The organism is Paenibacillus sp. FSL H7-0716 (assembly GCF_038002705.1).
Lineage (GTDB): Bacteria > Bacillota > Bacilli > Paenibacillales > Paenibacillaceae > Paenibacillus_AQ > Paenibacillus_AQ odorifer.
This window is the reverse complement of the sequence record NZ_JBBODA010000020.1, coordinates 18001-34233: the sequence shown is the minus strand read 5'-3', so window position 1 is coordinate 34233 and position 16233 is coordinate 18001. Positions and strand designations below refer to the sequence as shown.

Sequence of the window (16233 nt, the reverse complement as noted above, 5' to 3'; positions counted from 1 at the left end):
CTGATCTATTGCTATGAGGTGACAAACAACTATGGTAATACAACTGGATTTTGAAGCAGAAGAACAAGATGAGCAGGTGTTATCTGATTTTCCTGAAGGAGAACTCTTAGAGATCACTAAAGTAGAACGTCAAAAGAAATCTGATCACCGTTATATCATACATTTCGGAGCATATAACATGACTGTGCACGAGGACGTCATGATTAAATATCGAATGATTTCTGGTAATTCTTTTATGAAGGCCGATCTGGAGGAAATTGTTGTAGCTGATGAGCGTCAGCGAGCTTATGTAGAAGGCCTCCGTTATCTGGAACGTAAACCACGCACCGCTATGGAAATGACTCGCCGTTTACGCCAGAAGGAAATAGGAGAGACTATTATTGCGGAAGTGGTGCAGCGGCTGCAGGAGGAAAGACTTCTTGATGACCCTTTATATGCTAAGCAATGGGCCGAGCAACGAATAGCGAACCAGCGAAAAGGGAAGATGTGGATTCGACAAGAGCTACGTGAGAAAGGGATTGACAAAACCCTTATATCGGAAGCTTTGGAGAATATTACTCCTGAACAAGAGCTGGAGAGTGCACTCGAAACTGGGCGCAAGAAATGGAATCTCATCCGTGGAGACGCTTCTGATAAACGAAGAAAGACTGGAGCCTTCCTTATGCGCCGTGGATTCTCGGGCGATATGGTTCGCCAAGTGATCAATACTTTACTTGCGGAAGACAATTATGAAGGTGAAGATGAGGAGTTTTACTAGAATCACTGATTCTCTTGACATTAATGCGTATATCGACTCTCTTGACAATGTCTTTTTATAAATAATAAAATATAACATGAATCGGCATAAAATTAGAATCCTTTTTCCTTCCCAAAAAGGAGACTGTTTTAAACGGTTCACGTACAACTCATATGAAATGTAATCGCCGGATAAGGCGGGCAGTGTGCATGTGCAGCATGTGCAGTATGGCAATCGGTTGTTTACCGGTTTTTTGTATGGTGATGAACGGATAGTTAAACAACTGCACAATTCCCAGGGATATACCTTGGAGAGGAACCAACGAGGAGGTGAACAGATGCTGGAATCATGGATCTGGGTCATTATCGTTCTCGTTGTAGCTGCAATATTCTTTGGGTTCGGTTATTTTATTCGTAAATCCCTTGCAGAAGCTAAAATCCAAAGCGCAGAAAGAGAAGCCGTTGTCATCGTTGAGAATGCGAAGAAGGACGCTGAGGCGCTGAAGAAAGAAACAGTATTGGAAGCTAAGGACGAAGTCCATAGAATCCGTACTGAAGCTGAGAAAGAAACTCGTGAACGTCGGAATGAAATCCAACGGCAAGAGAGACGTTTGCTGCAAAAGGAAGAATCTCTGGATAAAAAAATGGAATCGCTTGAAAGAAAAGAAGAACAAGTAGCTAACAAAGAGAAACGAATTGATGAAACCCAACAGCAAATTGATGTTATTTACAAAAACCAAGTCACTGAATTGGAACGTATCTCCAATTTAAGCATCGAAGATGCAAGAAGTATCATTCTTAGCAATGTTGAGCAAGAAGTTCGCCATGAAACGGCACAAATGATCAAAGAAATTGAACAGCAGGCGAAAGAAGAAGCGGATAAGAAATCCCGTGAAATCATTACACTCGCTATCCAACGCTGTGCAGCTGATCACGTAGCGGAAACAACGGTTTCAGTTGTTACGTTGCCGAATGAAGAGATGAAAGGTCGGATTATCGGTCGTGAAGGCCGTAATATTCGTGCTTTGGAAACTCTTACAGGTATCGACCTCATTATTGATGATACGCCGGAAGCAGTTATTTTGTCGGGATTTGATCCAATCCGCCGTGAAGTGGCCCGTACGGCACTTGAGAAATTGGTGGCTGATGGACGTATTCACCCCGCTCGTATTGAAGAGATGGTGGAGAAATCCCGCAAAGAAGTGGACGAACGGATTCGGGAATATGGTGAGCAAGCTACTTTCGAAGTGGGCGTTCACGGTTTGCATCCAGATTTGATCAAGATTCTGGGGCGTCTGAAATTCCGTACAAGCTATGGTCAAAATGTATTGAAGCACTCCATGGAGGTTGCTTATTTAACAGGACTGATGGCCGGTGAGCTTGGGGAAGACATCGTGCTTGCAAAACGTGCAGGATTACTCCATGATATCGGCAAAGCGCTGGATCATGAAGTGGAAGGTTCGCATGTTGAGATTGGCGTTGAACTAGCGAAGAAATATAAAGAACATCCGGTTGTTATCAACAGTATCGCATCTCATCATGGAGACTGCGAAGCTACTTCGGTTATTGCTATGTTGGTTGGTGCCGCTGACGCATTGTCGGCAGCTAGACCTGGTGCTCGCCGTGAAACACTGGAAACGTATATTAAACGTCTAGAGAAACTGGAAGAAATCTCAGAGTCGTTCGAAGGCGTTGAGAAATCATTTGCTATTCAAGCGGGCCGTGAGGTGCGCGTGATGGTACAGCCAGAGAAGATTGACGATGCAGAGGCATTCCGTCTTGCTCGCGATATTACGAAGATGATTGAAAGTGAACTGGATTATCCAGGACATATCAAGGTTACCGTTATTCGTGAGACACGGGCTGTTGAATACGCTAAATAGGCAATAAGTAGATAACATACGCTTTGGAAATAACGATATTTATGATCGTTTCCTGGTACATGTTTCTGCTAGGAATATAAGGTTAAAGGATAAGATATAACTTATACTTTCTTATATTTGATGAAAATTGGCCCCTAAGCGGGGCCTTTTTTCTTTTAAATATGAAGACTTATCCGCTAGATGGAGAGGTTAAGATTAGGAGGAGAGAAACATTAAAGTACTATTCATTGGAGATATCGTAGGTAGTGTGGGCAGGAAGGCACTTCGGGAGATGTTGCCCTCATTAAAAAGCAAATATCAACCACATATAATCATAGTTAACGGTGAAAATTCTGCTGCCGGTAGAGGTATTACTAAAGCGATCGCAAATGAATTTTTTAACTGGGGCGTTCACGGAATCACCATGGGTAATCACACATGGGACAACAAGGATATCTTCGAGTTTATCGACGATGAGGCTCGGATTATCCGTCCTGCTAACTTTCCTCCAGGAACACCGGGAAGAGGATATACAGTTGTTAAAGGTAACGGCAAAGAGCTAGCTATAGTTAACCTGCAAGGCCGTACATTTTTGCCTGCGATTGATTGTCCTTTCCGTGTGGGTGAAGAAATTGTGGAAGAACTGCGTAGAGATCATAAATGCATTCTCGTTGATTTCCATGCAGAGGTTACCTCTGAGAAAATCGCCATGGGCTATTTCATGGATGGTCGCGCGTCAATTGTAGTAGGGACCCATACTCACGTTCAGACGAATGATGATGTGATTTTGCCGGGTGGAACGGCTTACTTGACCGATGCGGGCATGGTTGGTTCAAGCGAAGGGATTCTGGGTATGGAAAGAGATGCAGTACTTTATAAGTTCACTACACAGCTTCCAGCACGATTTGTTGTTGATGAAGGCAAATGGCAGCTTCACGGTTTATTTGCAGAATTAGACGAGAATACTGGCGCGGCTACCCGTCTGGAGAAAATACGGCTACGTGAAGATGAATGGGTAATGAGCTAGTAGTAGGATAAGATAAGCGATTTTCCGGGTAATTTCGCCGAATAAGGGTAAAGTGTGATATTTATTATATCGAAAAAGAGTATCTATTGTACCATTTTCTCCAGAGTAGTCCGCAAAAAGAAGGAATTATTTCTTCTCTCGCGAATAACATCTAAAGTAGTGGAAGAACACCATTATTTTCCCAGGGGAGGTACTTACTATGGATGTATTAAAAGTATCAGCTAAATCCAATCCAAATTCCGTCGCCGGCGCTTTAGCAGGTGTTCTTCGTGAACGTGGATCGGCCGAATTACAAGCTATTGGAGCTGGAGCACTGAATCAAGCAGTCAAAGCAGTTGCCATTGCCCGGGGATTTGTTGCACCAAGCGGAGTAGATTTGATCTGCATTCCGGCATTTACAGACATTGTGATTGATGGAGAGGATCGAACCGCGATTAAATTGATTGTAGAACCCAGATAATAGAAGCATAGAACGGATGAACCTGTTTACTTATGTAAACAGGTTTTTTGCTTTTGATATATAGTCTGGTGTTTTTAAGCATAGAATCTGGAATAGGGCTGCATGAAAGCGAGGGCTTGGGATGAGAACCGATAAGCTACAGGTTGCGGATTTTCATTGTGATGTGCTGAGTAAAATGCAAGCGTCACCGGATATGAATTTTATGAACGATCCTCGGTTGGATGTTACCGGAGAGCGGTTGGTAGCGGGCGGTGTGGAATTGCAGATTTTTGCAATATACCTTTCGGCAAGTAGAGGTAGACCTAGCTTTGAGAATGTTTTAGGACAAATTGATTTGTTCCGGCAAAAAATAATAGGCTCAGAGAGCCTTCAGTGGCTGCGTTGGAAGGAGGAGGTAGGAAAACGAACAGCTGGAGCATCCCCGTGGGGAATGCTCTCTCTGGAGGGTGTAGACGGTCTAGAAGGGAACTTGTTTTATGCACAGCTCTGCTATGAGCTTGGCGTGCGGTTTTTGGGGATCACTTGGAATTATGCCAATTGGGCAGCGGACGGTGTTCTGGAGCAGCGCAACGGCGGTTTTACGGAGAAAGGGCACAAGCTGATTGAATGGTGCAACGACAGTGGAATGCTGCTTGATGTGTCGCATTTGTCTCAAGCAGGTTTTTGGGAGCTAGCCGACTTAAGCACACGTCCGTTTATAGCTTCCCATTCGAACGCTGCAGCAATCTGTGGGCATGTTAGAAATTTAAATGATGAACAGATTAAAGCTTTGATTGCAATGGACGGAAGAATGGGCCTGACCTTTTATCCGTGGTTTGTATGTGATGATGGAAAAGCTCGTATGAATGATTTGTTAAAGCATATTGATCATGTATGTAGTCTAGGTGGCGAGAAACATATGATGTTTGGTTCGGATTTTGACGGCATTGACACTTGGGTAGAGAACATGGAGCATCCGGGAAAGTACCCTGAGCTCGCGGAGCACCTGCTTCGTTACTATCCAGAAGCTTCCGTAAAAGGTTGGTTATATGAGAATGCGGTCTCCTACCTGCGCACAAACTTACCTTCTCAGGTGTCCAAATCATGACAATCCTGTTCTAAAAGTATGAATTATCGAAAAAAAGGCCCTCGTTATGATGTGGGGCTTTTTATTTTTGGTTAAGAAGATGTATAATGGTTAATGGCTTGTACAGATACTAGAGAAAATACAAGGAGTGACTTTACTATGAGTAAGACTGTACCCGTAGGTGTGTCGGCTAGACATATTCACCTTACGCAAGAGCATGTGGAGGCTTTGTTTGGCCCAGGATATCAATTAACGGAGTTCAAACCCCTCTCTCAACCAGGACAGTTTGCAGCAAATGAGCAAGTAGCAGTTATCGGCAGCAAAGGTAAATTTGACAAAGTAAGAATTTTGGGACCTGCTCGTCCGGCTTCCCAATTAGAAATTTCCCGTACTGATTCCTTCGCACTTGGCGTGAAAGCTCCAGTTCGCGAATCTGGAAATATTGATGGAACACCTGGCATTACGCTTAAAGGACCTGCTGGCGAAGTAGAATTGGAACAAGGCGTTATCATCGCCGCTCGTCACATTCACTTCCATACTTCTGAAGCTGAAGCTTGGGGCATTGCTGATAAGCAATTGCTTAAAGTTCGTCTCGGAGGCGACCGTGGTCTCGTATTGGAGAACGTAATTGCACGCGTATCAGACAGCTTTAAACTGGATATGCATATTGACACTGACGAAGCTAACGCTGCAGGTGCCAACAACGGCGATACTGCTGAAATCGTAGAATAGTCATCATAGTTATAGCAAAGATAAGAAGCGGGGGAGAAATCCTCCGCTTTTTTTGTGTGGCAGATCCGCATGCTGTAAGGATTGCGTGTTTGATCGGCGTGCTGTAAAGATTGCATGTCTGATCTGTGTGCTGTAAGGATTGTGTGGCTGAACTGCGTGCTGTAAGGATTGCGTGATTGATCGGCGTGCTGTAAAGATTGCATGTCTGATCTGTGTGCTGTAAGGATTGCGTGTTTGATTGGCGTGCTGTAAAGATTGCATGTTTGATCTGTGTGCTGTAAAGATTGTGTGGCTGAACTGCGTGCTGCAAGGATTGTGTGGCTGAACTGCGTGCTGTAAGGATTGCGTGGTTTACCCGACCGCTTGTACGTATCGGACTGTATCGCAGCTATTTCAGCATTTTGATCTATTTTGTCAAGGTATCGGACGGCATAGCTCTTATTGCTTTATATTTGTACTGATTTGGGCTTCAAAAGTGTGAATAACTGCATCTGAGTCCGATAGCATCGCCAAAATCAATGAATCTTCAAAATAAGGGTGTCTGAGTCCGATAGGTCAGCAGGATCAACATGATCAAAAGGATCAACATGATCAACATGATCAACAGCAGGATCAACAAAAGATACGCCGCAGGGATAAATTGAGGAGGAGTATTTTACGATTAGCAAAATATTTCTGTAAGAGTAGAACGGATTGTATCCTGAAATGGATTATTAATGAAAATTGGTGTGATGATAAAGAAAATCTATTATTATGTAACTTATTGTGTTATGATTATGGTTTATGACGTGATAAAAGGATTTATTGTTAAGAATATATGTATTAGAAATTAAGGAGACCCAATGACATTTAATGAACTGAATATTGTGCCTGCAATTTTGAAGGCTTTAAGCAAAGAAAACTATACATCACCTACACCAATACAGGAGCAGTCGATTCCAGCTGTATTAGCGGGTAGAGATTTACTTGGATGCGCGCAAACGGGAACAGGAAAAACAGCTGCATTTTCCGTGCCAATTATTCAATTGCTAAGCGAACAATCCAACCCAAACAAATCCAATAATGTGCGACGCATTCGCTCGTTGATTTTAACACCGACAAGAGAACTAGCGATTCAAATTGCTGATAACATAAAAGCGTATAGCCAATATACAGATATCCGCTCTGCTGCCATTGTTGGCGGTGTGTCACAGAAAGTGCAAGAGCGCGCACTGAATCAAGGTGCCGATATTCTTATTGCTACCCCTGGTAGACTTATCGACCTGATCAATCAGAAACGTGTAGATCTGCAATATGTACAAATTTTAGTTCTGGATGAAGCTGACCGGATGCTGGATATGGGCTTTATTCATGATGTGAAACGAATCATTGCCAAAATGCCTACGAAGAAGCAGACTTTGTTTTTCTCGGCAACGATGCCAACTGAAATTTCTAAATTGATCAAAACATTGCTTGTGAATCCAGTCAAGGTAGAAATCACACCCGTGTCATCTACTGCGGATAGAATCAATCAATCGATCTATTTATTAGAGAACGGAAATAAGCAAAACCAGTTGAATCTGCTATTACAGGATAAATCCATCGTTTCAGCTTTGGTGTTTACTCGTACCAAACGTGGTGCAGACCGTGTTACCCGAGATCTGGCTAAAGTGAACATTGCTGCTCAAGCTATACACGGCAATAAATCACAAAATGATCGCCAAAACGCCTTGCGGAATTTTAAAAGTGGTGCGACACGTGTTCTCGTAGCTACGGATATAGCTGCCCGCGGAATTGATATTGATGAGCTGTCTCACGTAATCAACTTCAACTTACCGAACATTCCGGAAACCTATGTGCACCGGATCGGTCGTACAGGCAGAGCGGGATTGAGTGGAACGGCAATTTCCTTTTGCGAAGCTGAAGAGCTTCCTTTCCTGAAAGATATTGAAAAATTGATTGGAAAATCGATTCCGGAAGTTAAGGATCATCCTTATCCGATGTCTCGTAAAACGCAAATGAAGACAGATCGTTCGGCGAAACCATCAGGTTCGAAAGCAGCAGCTTCGAGACCATCGTCTTCGAGACCGTCGAATTCCAAACCAGCAACTGCTAAACCTGCGGCAACAAAACCGGCAGCAACAAAATCAGCGGTCAAACCAGCAAAAGCAAAACCTAAGTCTAACCCTCCATTGAAGCCAAAGTCCGAGTGGTTCACAAAAGGAAGACAAAAAACGAGCAGCAGATAAGTTAGTTTGAATCCGTATCGTTTCTATAGCAAAATAAAAAAACCGTCAGAGTAAATCTGATGGTTTTTTATGTTTTAAGTCCTGATGATTTACAACAAAAACCAGCCGCTAAACAGTTCCTCACTGTACAACGGCTGTTGTTATTTCATTTATGCGGTTGCTTCAATTGTATTGTCCTGAACATAGGGGCTCAGTTCTTGCTGAAGTCCTGTGCTGATGGAAGTCATAGGGAGGCGAAGCGTATCCGAGGACAGTAGGCCGTTTTGGCTAAGCATCCATTTGATTGGAGCAGGATTCGATTCCTTGAACAATAGGCGGATGATCGGCAGTAGTTGTTCAAAGCTTTCTTTAGCGAAGTCCACTTGACCAGATGTAAAGGCTTCAAAGATACGAAGGCATTCTGCTGGATAAACGTTGGCAGTAGCGAGCATACCCCCAGCTGCTCCGCAGCTAAGCATTTCATAAAAGAGGGAATCATCGCCGCCAAGCACAGGTTTGGCACCTGTACGTACTAACTCCGTAACCATTTTTGTACTGCCTGAGCAGTCTTTTAAACCGACAACATTATTCATTTCTAGGATTGTACGTGCTGTATCTACCGTCATGGCGGTACCTGTACGACTTGGAATATCATAAGCCATGATAGGTATGCCTACTTCTGCAGCTTTGCGGAAATGGGCAATGATACCCTCTTGTGAAGGACGACTATAATAAGGTACGACTACTAGTGCACAATCAGCACCAAGCTTTGCAGCAATTTCCGTGCGTGCAACCGTAGAGGCTGTATCATTGGTACCTGTACCAACTACTAAGGGGATTGATGTGGATTGTAGAAGCTCACGGGAAGTGTTTACTAGAAGCTGCATTTCATTTACGGTTACAGTGGGCGATTCTCCGGTGGTTCCATTAACGACCAGACCTTGTATGCTGTTGTTAATAATGTTCTTTACATAACGCTGATACGAATCCAAATCAACTTCACCAGCAGCATTGAACGGGGTGACCACGGGGACATAAACTCCATAAATCTGTTGTTCTGTAAGCATAAATTATCGGCCTCCAAAATATTTTAATTCCTCTACATACACTTTACCATGGAAAGTAGCATCGTCGTTAGCTATAATAAATGATATGGATCATCAAAAATATTGATGTTAGGGTGAGGTAATGGATTTAACCTATTTACGAACCTTCCGCGAGGTGGCTAAACGTCAGAGCTTTACGCGAGCTGCTGAAGAATTGGGATATGCACAATCAAGTGTGACGATGCAGATACAGAAGATAGAGAAGGAATATGGAGTACCTTTAATAGAAAGGCATGGCCGTCAGCTGCGGCTTACCCCTCCAGGAGAAGAGTTATTGAAGCTGTTCGTGGAGATTTTGGATTTGTATGATCGTTCAAAAGAAACCATCGCCCAGCAAATCGGAGGAACGATAACTATTGGGACGATAGATTCTTTAGCGGCCTTTTATTTACCTCCTTACCTGCAGCAGCTAAGGACTAAATTTCCTAAGCTGGATATTCATCTGCAAACGATGCAGGAAGCTAATCTTCTTGCCAAAATAAAAGATGGCGAAGTAGATCTAGGCTTAATGTTGGATCGCACCACTGCGGATTCCATCCTTGAGCGTACGATCGTCAGAGATGAGCCACTTGTATTGATAGCCCCCATTCATCATCCGCTTGCCCAGATGGATACGGTAACCCTACACGATCTGAATAACTGTGAACTAATAGTCTCGGAGGAAAGCTGTATTTACCGCAGTCTGTTCGAGAATTTGTTAAAAGAGCACGGGATCATCTTCCGCATAGGTTTTGAGCTTTCGAATCTGGAGGCCATCAAACGTTGTGTAATGAATGGTCTTGGAATTGCTTTGTTACCAAAAATCGTGGCAGAGGAAGAAATTGAACGAGGAAGCTTGGCGGAGCTGTCCTTTATTCATCCCGAAATTCACTTTGATCTGCAGCTTCTGATGCACCCTAAGAAGTGGAAATCACAACCGCTGCAATTTTTAATCCAAATGTTGCTTGCAAATCATTAATTTATTCCCATCAGGATCTTTCACAACAAACCAATGCTCATCTTGAATTTCAGTTACTAGCTCTACACCGAGAGCCTTCACATAATTGAAAGAGGCTTGCAAATCATCGGTCAGTAACAAAAAAGCTGGTGTTGTAATGGGCGGTGTTCCTTCAGGTTCTAAGCCGCCCCACAACGGCATCGTATCCAGGATGATTCCAGTGTTTCCCTGCATAGGCAGCGGGCATAAATGACCGTTCATGATCTTACAATCTGTCTCTGGAAGCCCCAGGACTTGGCAATACCAGCGACGGGATTTTTCAATATCATGTACGGGAATGAATACACTGCCAATTAAGTTCTTTACGGGGCTTTTTATTGTGGAATTTAAAGCGGACATTGCTTGTTCATTCATTTAAAGACCTCCCAAATCCGAAATGGATAAACCTTTATTTGGAAATTATGTATCTAATCTATTTAAATCATACAATCAATAGGATTGCAAGGGAATTGTAAATGGTTTTATTTTCATATGAAAGTAGCCAAAAAATTTGACATTGAAAATCAGTTTATGTTATATAAAAAGAAGAATTAGCACTCATCTAAGAAGAGTGCTAATCACGGAATGATGAATAATAAGGTTATTTTGAAAGGAGATTTATTTATTCATGGCCAAAAAAGAGTTTAAAGCCGAATCGAAAAGATTGCTGGAAATGATGATTAACTCCATTTATACACAACGGGAAATATTCCTGCGTGAGCTGATTTCCAATGCAAGTGATGCGATTGATAAGATCTATTACAAAGCATTAGCTGATGAAGGCCTGGTCTTCAATAAAGAGGATTATTATATTAAAGTGACCGCCGATAAGGCGAACAGAACCTTGACGATTTCCGATACAGGTATCGGGATGACACAAGAGGAGTTAGAGAATAACTTAGGTACAATCGCGAAGAGTGGATCTCTTGCTTTTAAGAAAGAGAACGAAGCTAAAGATGGCCACAACATCATCGGGCAGTTCGGGGTGGGCTTCTACGCTGCGTTTATGGTGGCTGATGACGTTATAGTGATCAGTAAAGCATTAGGCAGTGACGAGGCCTTTAAATGGGAGTCTAAGGGCGCTGACGGCTATACCATCGAGACTGTCGAGAAGGATTCTGTCGGTACTGATGTGATTTTGAAGATTAAAGAGAATACGGAAGAAGATCAATATGATGAATATTTGGAAGAATATCGCCTGAAATCCATCATTAAAAAATACTCCGACTTCATCCGTTTCCCAATCAAAATGGACGTGAAGGAGCAAAAGCCAAAAGAAGGCACGGAGAACGAGTTCGAAGAAGTTGTTCAAGAACAAACCGTAAACAGCATGGTGCCAATCTGGCGCAAGAACAAAAGCGAGCTTACTACAGAAGATTACGATAACTTCTATGCAGAGAAACGTTACGGCTTCGATAAGCCGCTTAAACATATTCATATCAGTGCTGATGGTGCTGTAGTGTACAATGCAATCCTGTTCATCCCAGAAAATACGCCGTTTGACTATTACACAAAGGAATATGAAAAAGGACTTGAGCTCTATTCCAACGGTGTGCTGATCATGAACAAATGTGCGGATCTGCTGCCTGATTACTTCAGTTTTGTAAAAGGTATGGTGGACTCAGAGGATCTTTCCTTGAACATTTCCAGAGAGATGCTCCAGCATGACCGTCAGCTGACTCTGATCGCTAAGAACATTAAAAACAAGGTAAAAAGCCAACTGCAAAGCCTGCTGAAGGATGAAAGAGAGAAATATGAGCAGTTCTATAATGCTTTTGGCAGACAGCTTAAGTTTGGTGTTTATAACGATTATGGGATGCACAAAGACACCCTTCAAGATTTGCTGATGTTCTACTCCTCTAAGGAGAAGAAGCTGGTTACGCTGGACGAATACGTCTCAAGAATGCCAGAAGATCAGAAGTATATCTACTATGCTTCCGGAGAGTCGATCGACAGAATCGAGAAGCTCCCGCAAACCGAGCTTGTATCGGATAAAGGGTATGAAATTCTCTACTTCACTGATGATATTGATGAATTTGCGATCAAGATGATTCAGTCTTATAAGGAAAAAGAATTTAAATCCGTATCCAGCGGAGATCTGGGGATCGAAGCCGACGAAGCGGACAAGCCAACGGAAGCGGAAGAGAACGAAAACAAGGAGCTTTTTGAAGCGATGAAGGACATCCTGTCCGGCAAAGTGAAAAATGTTAAAGCTTCCAAACGTTTAAAGACTCATCCGGTATGTCTTTCTGCCGAAGGTGAACTAACCATCGAGATGGAGAAAATCCTGAAATCGATGCCGAATGGCCAAGAGGTGCAAGCGGATAAGGTACTCGAAATCAACATCCATCACGAAGTGTTCCAGTCCTTGAAGGCGGCAGCAGAGAACGACAAAGAAAAGCTCGGTTTATATACGAACCTGCTGTACAACCAAGCCCTGTTGATCGAAGGTCTACAGGTTAGTGATCCTGTTCAATTCACCAATGATATTTGCAAAATCATGAAATAATATGAAGTACAGAGACCATCCAATTGTATTATGATTGGGTGGTCTTTTTTATTTCAGCATTTCATTTTGTTGTGCGAAAAAGGTAGTAATCAATTTCAGAGTCATTTTTTGTGCAACTGCTAATCGAATAGATGATTTCACCGTGTGTGCTTTTTTTACTCGTCACTTCGGAGCAGGTATCGGTTCTGACTCCTGTGTTGCTTCCACCGAATGCATCATTAGAGGTATCATAGCTATAATTAATCACGTTACCGTCAAATTTCAAATCCTTAAATATGGGATCGCCTTCATCTGTGTAACTTGTAACGCGTATATTGTCTGCTTTTTTGCTGGAGAGATTCGTTATAAATTGCTCAAATTTATCTAGGTTGTACACTTTTTCAAAAGAAACAATATCCCCTCTACTGATGGCTTCTTTGGAAGTATAGGGTTCACTTTTGGGAACAGAATTAACTTTATTATCGGAACAACCCCATACTCCTGCTAGTAAAAGAACAGTGAGTATAAGTAAATTTACTTTTTTCACTGAAGGACCTCCTTGTAACGTTGTAACGTATTTATATAAAAGACGGAGATTAACTGGAAAAGTTACAGTGAGCTTGATGTTTCATATTGACAATAAACTACAAATTGAGTATTATTTTCTGTAACTTGAATATGTAAAAGCAAAGAAGAGAAAGAGTACCACGGCAATTCTTTCAACAGAGAGCTCCGGTCGCTGAAAAGGAGTAAAGAAAACCCTTGGGAATATGGTCTCAGAGCTGCGCATCGAAACCTTATGGGTTGTAGGCTGCGCCGGAACCTGCATCCGTTACAGTGCTAGGGTATAAACGTTAATTAACGTCGTACCTGAAGAGGTAAATGTCATGAGGCATTTATAAAATTAGGTGGTAACACGTGAGTAGAACTCTCGTCCTTTGTGGATGGGAGTTTTTTTGTTGTCTAAAAAAGGAGGAGAAGGTTAATGAGTAATGTGTTTATAGGTGGTGCTTGGCCGTATGCGAATGGATCTTTACATTTGGGGAGATTATCCAGCGTGTTGCCTGGGGATGTGCTGGCACGATATTTTCGCTCCAAAGGGGATAACGTATTATATGTATCAGGCAGTGATTGCCATGGCACACCCGTAGCAGTTCAGGCTGCAAATGAAGGGATTACGCCCGGAGCTTTTGCAAGCAGATATCATGAAGAGTTTCTGAAGTGTTTTGAACAGCTGGGATTTAGTTATGATCTATATACTCGAACCGATCAACAGCAGCATCATAAGGTCGTGCAAGAGTTGTTTACAAAGCTGCTAGAGAATGGTCATTTATATAAAAAAACCATTGCGCAATGTTACTGCGAGGTGGATCAGCGCTTTTTGCCAGACAGATATGTGGAAGGGACTTGTCCGGTATGTGGCCAGCGGGCGCGAGGGGATCAATGTGATTATTGTTCTACGATTCTAGATCCTGCCGATTTGTTAGACAGAGTCTGCAAATTATGTGGGAATACACCAACAGAACGGCCGACAGAACATTATTATCTTAGCTTATCTAATTTTCAGTCTGAATTAACGGAATATGTAGAGGAAGCACAATTTTGGAGAGAAAACGCTATAAAACTGACCAAACGTTATTTACAAGAAGAGCTGCAGGACCGCGCGGTAACAAGAGACTTGTCTTGGGGTGTAGATGTTCCTGTGGCTGGATTTGAAGATAAAAAAATTTATGTTTGGATTGAGGCGGTAAGTGGTTATTTATCAGCCAGTAAGCAGTGGGCTGCACAGTCCGGAGGAAGCTGGGAGGATTTTTGGTTAGAGGAAAAAGGGGAGAATACCGCTTATTATGTGCATGGGAAAGACAATATTCCTTTTCACACCTTAATATGGCCGGCTGTGTTATTAGGAGCAGGGGGTCTGCATTTACCGGACAGGATTATATCTAGCGAATATTTAACCCTTGAAGGGCAGAAGTTCTCCACTAGCCGAAATTGGGCGGTCTGGATACCTGATATTTTAGAGCGGTATCAGCCAGATTCTATTCGTTATTTCTTAATTGCCAATGGACCCGAGAAGCGGGACACGGATTTTTCCTGGAGAGAGTTTATTTATAGCCATAATGGAGAGCTGCTTGGAGCATTTGGTAACTTTGTGAATCGTTCTTTGGCTTTTGTAGATAAGTTTTATGAAGGGAAAGTGCCGAATGGGCAATTGGATAAGGGGTGGAAGGACAATATCGACCTCTTGTATTTGGAATCAGGGCGGCTTATTGAGGCTGGGAATCTTAAAGATGCGCTGGAGTATATTTTTTCTTATGTGCGCAAGGCAAACCAGTATTTCGATCTGCAAAAACCTTGGATACAGATAAAAGAGGATCAGGTTTCTTGTGATTCTGCAATATACACATGTGTGCAGATTATTGCGAACTTAGCGAATTTGTTGCATCCGTTTCTACCGTTCTCTTGTGACAAGATCAGGGGGTTCCTGTCGTTAGCACTACCGAATTGGCAGCCTTGCTCGGTGCCCCCTTACCAACAGGTTACTGATTTACAATTATTGTTTGAACGAATTGATATTAGCCGTATTAAGGAAGAAGAGGATAGGCTAGATCAACAGCAAGTGAATAAATAGAGCTGGTATTTATCCATTCCTGAAGCTTTCAATAAACTTGGAAGCTAATGATGATAAGTATTTATCCTTAATCCAGACGGCGGCGACCCGTGTGCGTAGTGATTCACTACTGATTTCTTTATAGATCAAATTACTGTTACTCGTTAATTCGAAAGCGGATTTGGGGATGATTCCGATGCCAAGACCAGCGTTTGCCCAGAGCAGTGTTGTCCTAGCATCATCATTCATACAGAAAATCAGCGGATCAAAGCCGTTCTCAAGACATGTTTCCCGGATAAGCTGCTCAAAACGGCGGTAGATAATAAGCGGCTTATCCTTTAGCTCACCGATCTCCATAAAGTTTTCATCCGTTTTCCAGTCATACTCAGGTGTCATTACGGCAATCATAGGTTCAGCTTGTGTGTAAAGACATTCTAAATTTGTACCATTAAAGGGTGTCCTAACAATCCCGACTTCGACAATACCTTTATTCAAGAGGTCAATGATTCTAAAGGTATTTCCTTCATGTATCTCAAACTTTACACCTTTATAGGTTTTGTGAAATTCACATAGCCGATCTTGAAGCAACGTAGCTCCAGAGGAAGAAACTGTACCAATGGCTAGGGTTCCTTTTAAACCTTTGACAAAATCAGTGAGCTCACGGGCAGTGGAATCTGCCAGCTCCAGAATTTGTTGGGCACGGTCCCGCAAAATGGCTCCAGCTTCAGTGAGCTGCACGCTGCGTGGACCTCGTTCCACTAGCTTTACACCTAGTTCTTCCTCCAGGAGCTTTAGCTGCTGGCTCAGCGGAGGCTGGGCCATTTGCAGTTTTTTGGCTGCAGATGTAATCTGTCCTTCCTCAGCTATCGCCATAAAATATTTAAGTTGTCTAATATCCATATAAAAATCCTCCGAACTTGAGATATGCTAATCGTATGGGAGCGATACGAATCCAATATTATT

Annotated in this window: 14 protein-coding genes and 1 other annotated feature; of the genes, 10 read left to right on the top strand and 4 right to left on the bottom strand. The window is 42.6% G+C overall.

Features of this window, described 5'->3' with window-relative positions; translation table 11 throughout:
• Positions 1-31: 31 nt before the first annotated feature.
• The 7 genes from MHH60_RS22075 (at position 32) to MHH60_RS22045 (ending at position 8110) form a co-directional block, all read left to right on the top strand.
• The gene (locus MHH60_RS22075; RefSeq protein WP_076136440.1) at positions 32-757 is read left to right on the top strand and encodes a regulatory protein RecX; all 726 of its coding nucleotides are present in this window, start codon (positions 32-34) and stop codon (positions 755-757) included.
• Positions 758-1073: 316 nt separating this feature from the next.
• Entirely contained in the window at positions 1074-2618 is a 1545-nt protein-coding gene (gene rny, locus MHH60_RS22070) for a ribonuclease Y (RefSeq protein WP_370510565.1), read from the top strand.
• Positions 2619-2829: 211 nt separating this feature from the next.
• Positions 2830-3624 carry a TIGR00282 family metallophosphoesterase gene (locus tag MHH60_RS22065; protein WP_076100408.1) on the top strand — a complete coding sequence of 265 codons (795 nt, stop codon included), beginning with the start codon at positions 2830-2832 and terminating at the stop codon, positions 3622-3624.
• A 199-nt stretch (positions 3625-3823) separates the two neighbouring features.
• The gene (locus tag MHH60_RS22060; RefSeq protein ID WP_019910496.1) at positions 3824-4084 is read left to right on the top strand and encodes a stage V sporulation protein S; all 261 of its coding nucleotides are present in this window, start codon (positions 3824-3826) and stop codon (positions 4082-4084) included.
• 121 nt (positions 4085-4205) lie between these two features.
• On the top strand, positions 4206-5171 hold the full coding sequence (locus tag MHH60_RS22055; protein ID WP_076136442.1) for a dipeptidase: 966 nt from the start codon (positions 4206-4208) through the stop codon (positions 5169-5171).
• Between the two features lie 138 nt (positions 5172-5309).
• Positions 5310-5882, top strand: a complete 573-nt coding sequence (gene pduL, locus MHH60_RS22050; protein WP_036688383.1) for a phosphate propanoyltransferase — start codon at positions 5310-5312, stop codon at positions 5880-5882.
• Between the two features lie 842 nt (positions 5883-6724).
• A complete protein-coding gene (locus MHH60_RS22045; protein WP_081389049.1) occupies positions 6725-8110 on the top strand; it encodes a DEAD/DEAH box helicase in 1386 nt (461 codons plus the stop codon).
• A gap of 149 nt (positions 8111-8259) precedes the next feature.
• On the opposite strand, the gene dapA is transcribed toward MHH60_RS22045, so the two are convergent.
• Complete coding sequence (gene dapA / locus MHH60_RS22040; protein ID WP_076136443.1) at positions 8260-9156, bottom strand: 4-hydroxy-tetrahydrodipicolinate synthase; 897 nt, start codon at positions 9154-9156, stop codon at positions 8260-8262.
• Between the two features lie 121 nt (positions 9157-9277).
• On the opposite strand from dapA, the gene MHH60_RS22035 reads away from it, so the two are divergent.
• Positions 9278-10153, top strand: coding sequence for a LysR family transcriptional regulator (locus MHH60_RS22035; RefSeq protein WP_076136445.1), 876 nt, complete (start codon positions 9278-9280; stop codon positions 10151-10153).
• Here MHH60_RS22035 and MHH60_RS22030 read toward each other — a convergent pair.
• Complete coding sequence (locus MHH60_RS22030) at positions 10124-10546, bottom strand: VOC family protein (RefSeq protein WP_051491575.1); 423 nt, start codon at positions 10544-10546, stop codon at positions 10124-10126. The two genes, MHH60_RS22035 and MHH60_RS22030, sit on opposite strands and share 30 nt — an antisense overlap.
• Positions 10547-10799: 253 nt before the next feature.
• Between MHH60_RS22030 and htpG the strand changes: the two genes are divergently transcribed.
• Positions 10800-12680, top strand: coding sequence for a molecular chaperone HtpG (gene htpG / locus MHH60_RS22025; protein ID WP_076106327.1), 1881 nt, complete (start codon positions 10800-10802; stop codon positions 12678-12680).
• Positions 12681-12741: 61 nt separating this feature from the next.
• Here the strand turns inward: htpG and MHH60_RS22020 are convergent, their stop codons facing one another.
• A complete protein-coding gene (locus tag MHH60_RS22020; RefSeq protein ID WP_076136447.1) occupies positions 12742-13206 on the bottom strand; it encodes a DUF4362 domain-containing protein in 465 nt (154 codons plus the stop codon).
• Positions 13207-13339: 133 nt separating this feature from the next.
• Positions 13340-13601 (top strand) — a binding site (T-box leader).
• A 43-nt stretch (positions 13602-13644) separates the two neighbouring features.
• Here MHH60_RS22020 and metG point away from each other — a divergent pair.
• A complete protein-coding gene (metG, locus tag MHH60_RS22015) occupies positions 13645-15291 on the top strand; it encodes a methionine--tRNA ligase (RefSeq protein ID WP_076136448.1) in 1647 nt (548 codons plus the stop codon).
• A 9-nt stretch (positions 15292-15300) separates the two neighbouring features.
• Here the strand turns inward: metG and MHH60_RS22010 are convergent, their stop codons facing one another.
• Complete coding sequence (locus MHH60_RS22010) at positions 15301-16170, bottom strand: LysR family transcriptional regulator (protein WP_076136450.1); 870 nt, start codon at positions 16168-16170, stop codon at positions 15301-15303.
• Positions 16171-16233: the final 63 nt, after the last annotated feature.

What these genes read in the sequence shown, in the direction of transcription:
- MHH60_RS22075 (WP_076136440.1), top strand. Translation starts at nt 32, where the DNA reads ATGGTAATACAACTGGATTTTGAAGCAGAAGAACAAGATGAGCAGGTG.
- rny (WP_370510565.1), top strand. Translation starts at nt 1,074, where the DNA reads ATGCTGGAATCATGGATCTGGGTCATTATCGTTCTCGTTGTAGCTGCA.
- MHH60_RS22060 (WP_019910496.1), top strand. Translation starts at nt 3,824, where the DNA reads ATGGATGTATTAAAAGTATCAGCTAAATCCAATCCAAATTCCGTCGCC.
- MHH60_RS22055 (WP_076136442.1), top strand. Translation starts at nt 4,206, where the DNA reads ATGAGAACCGATAAGCTACAGGTTGCGGATTTTCATTGTGATGTGCTG.
- pduL (WP_036688383.1), top strand. Translation starts at nt 5,310, where the DNA reads ATGAGTAAGACTGTACCCGTAGGTGTGTCGGCTAGACATATTCACCTT.
- MHH60_RS22045 (WP_081389049.1), top strand. Translation starts at nt 6,725, where the DNA reads ATGACATTTAATGAACTGAATATTGTGCCTGCAATTTTGAAGGCTTTA.
- dapA (WP_076136443.1), bottom strand. Translation starts at nt 9,156, where the DNA reads ATGCTTACAGAACAACAGATTTATGGAGTTTATGTCCCCGTGGTCACC.
- MHH60_RS22035 (WP_076136445.1), top strand. Translation starts at nt 9,278, where the DNA reads ATGGATTTAACCTATTTACGAACCTTCCGCGAGGTGGCTAAACGTCAG.
- MHH60_RS22030 (WP_051491575.1), bottom strand. Translation starts at nt 10,546, where the DNA reads ATGAATGAACAAGCAATGTCCGCTTTAAATTCCACAATAAAAAGCCCC.
- htpG (WP_076106327.1), top strand. Translation starts at nt 10,800, where the DNA reads ATGGCCAAAAAAGAGTTTAAAGCCGAATCGAAAAGATTGCTGGAAATG.
- metG (WP_076136448.1), top strand. Translation starts at nt 13,645, where the DNA reads ATGAGTAATGTGTTTATAGGTGGTGCTTGGCCGTATGCGAATGGATCT.
- MHH60_RS22010 (WP_076136450.1), bottom strand. Translation starts at nt 16,170, where the DNA reads ATGGATATTAGACAACTTAAATATTTTATGGCGATAGCTGAGGAAGGA.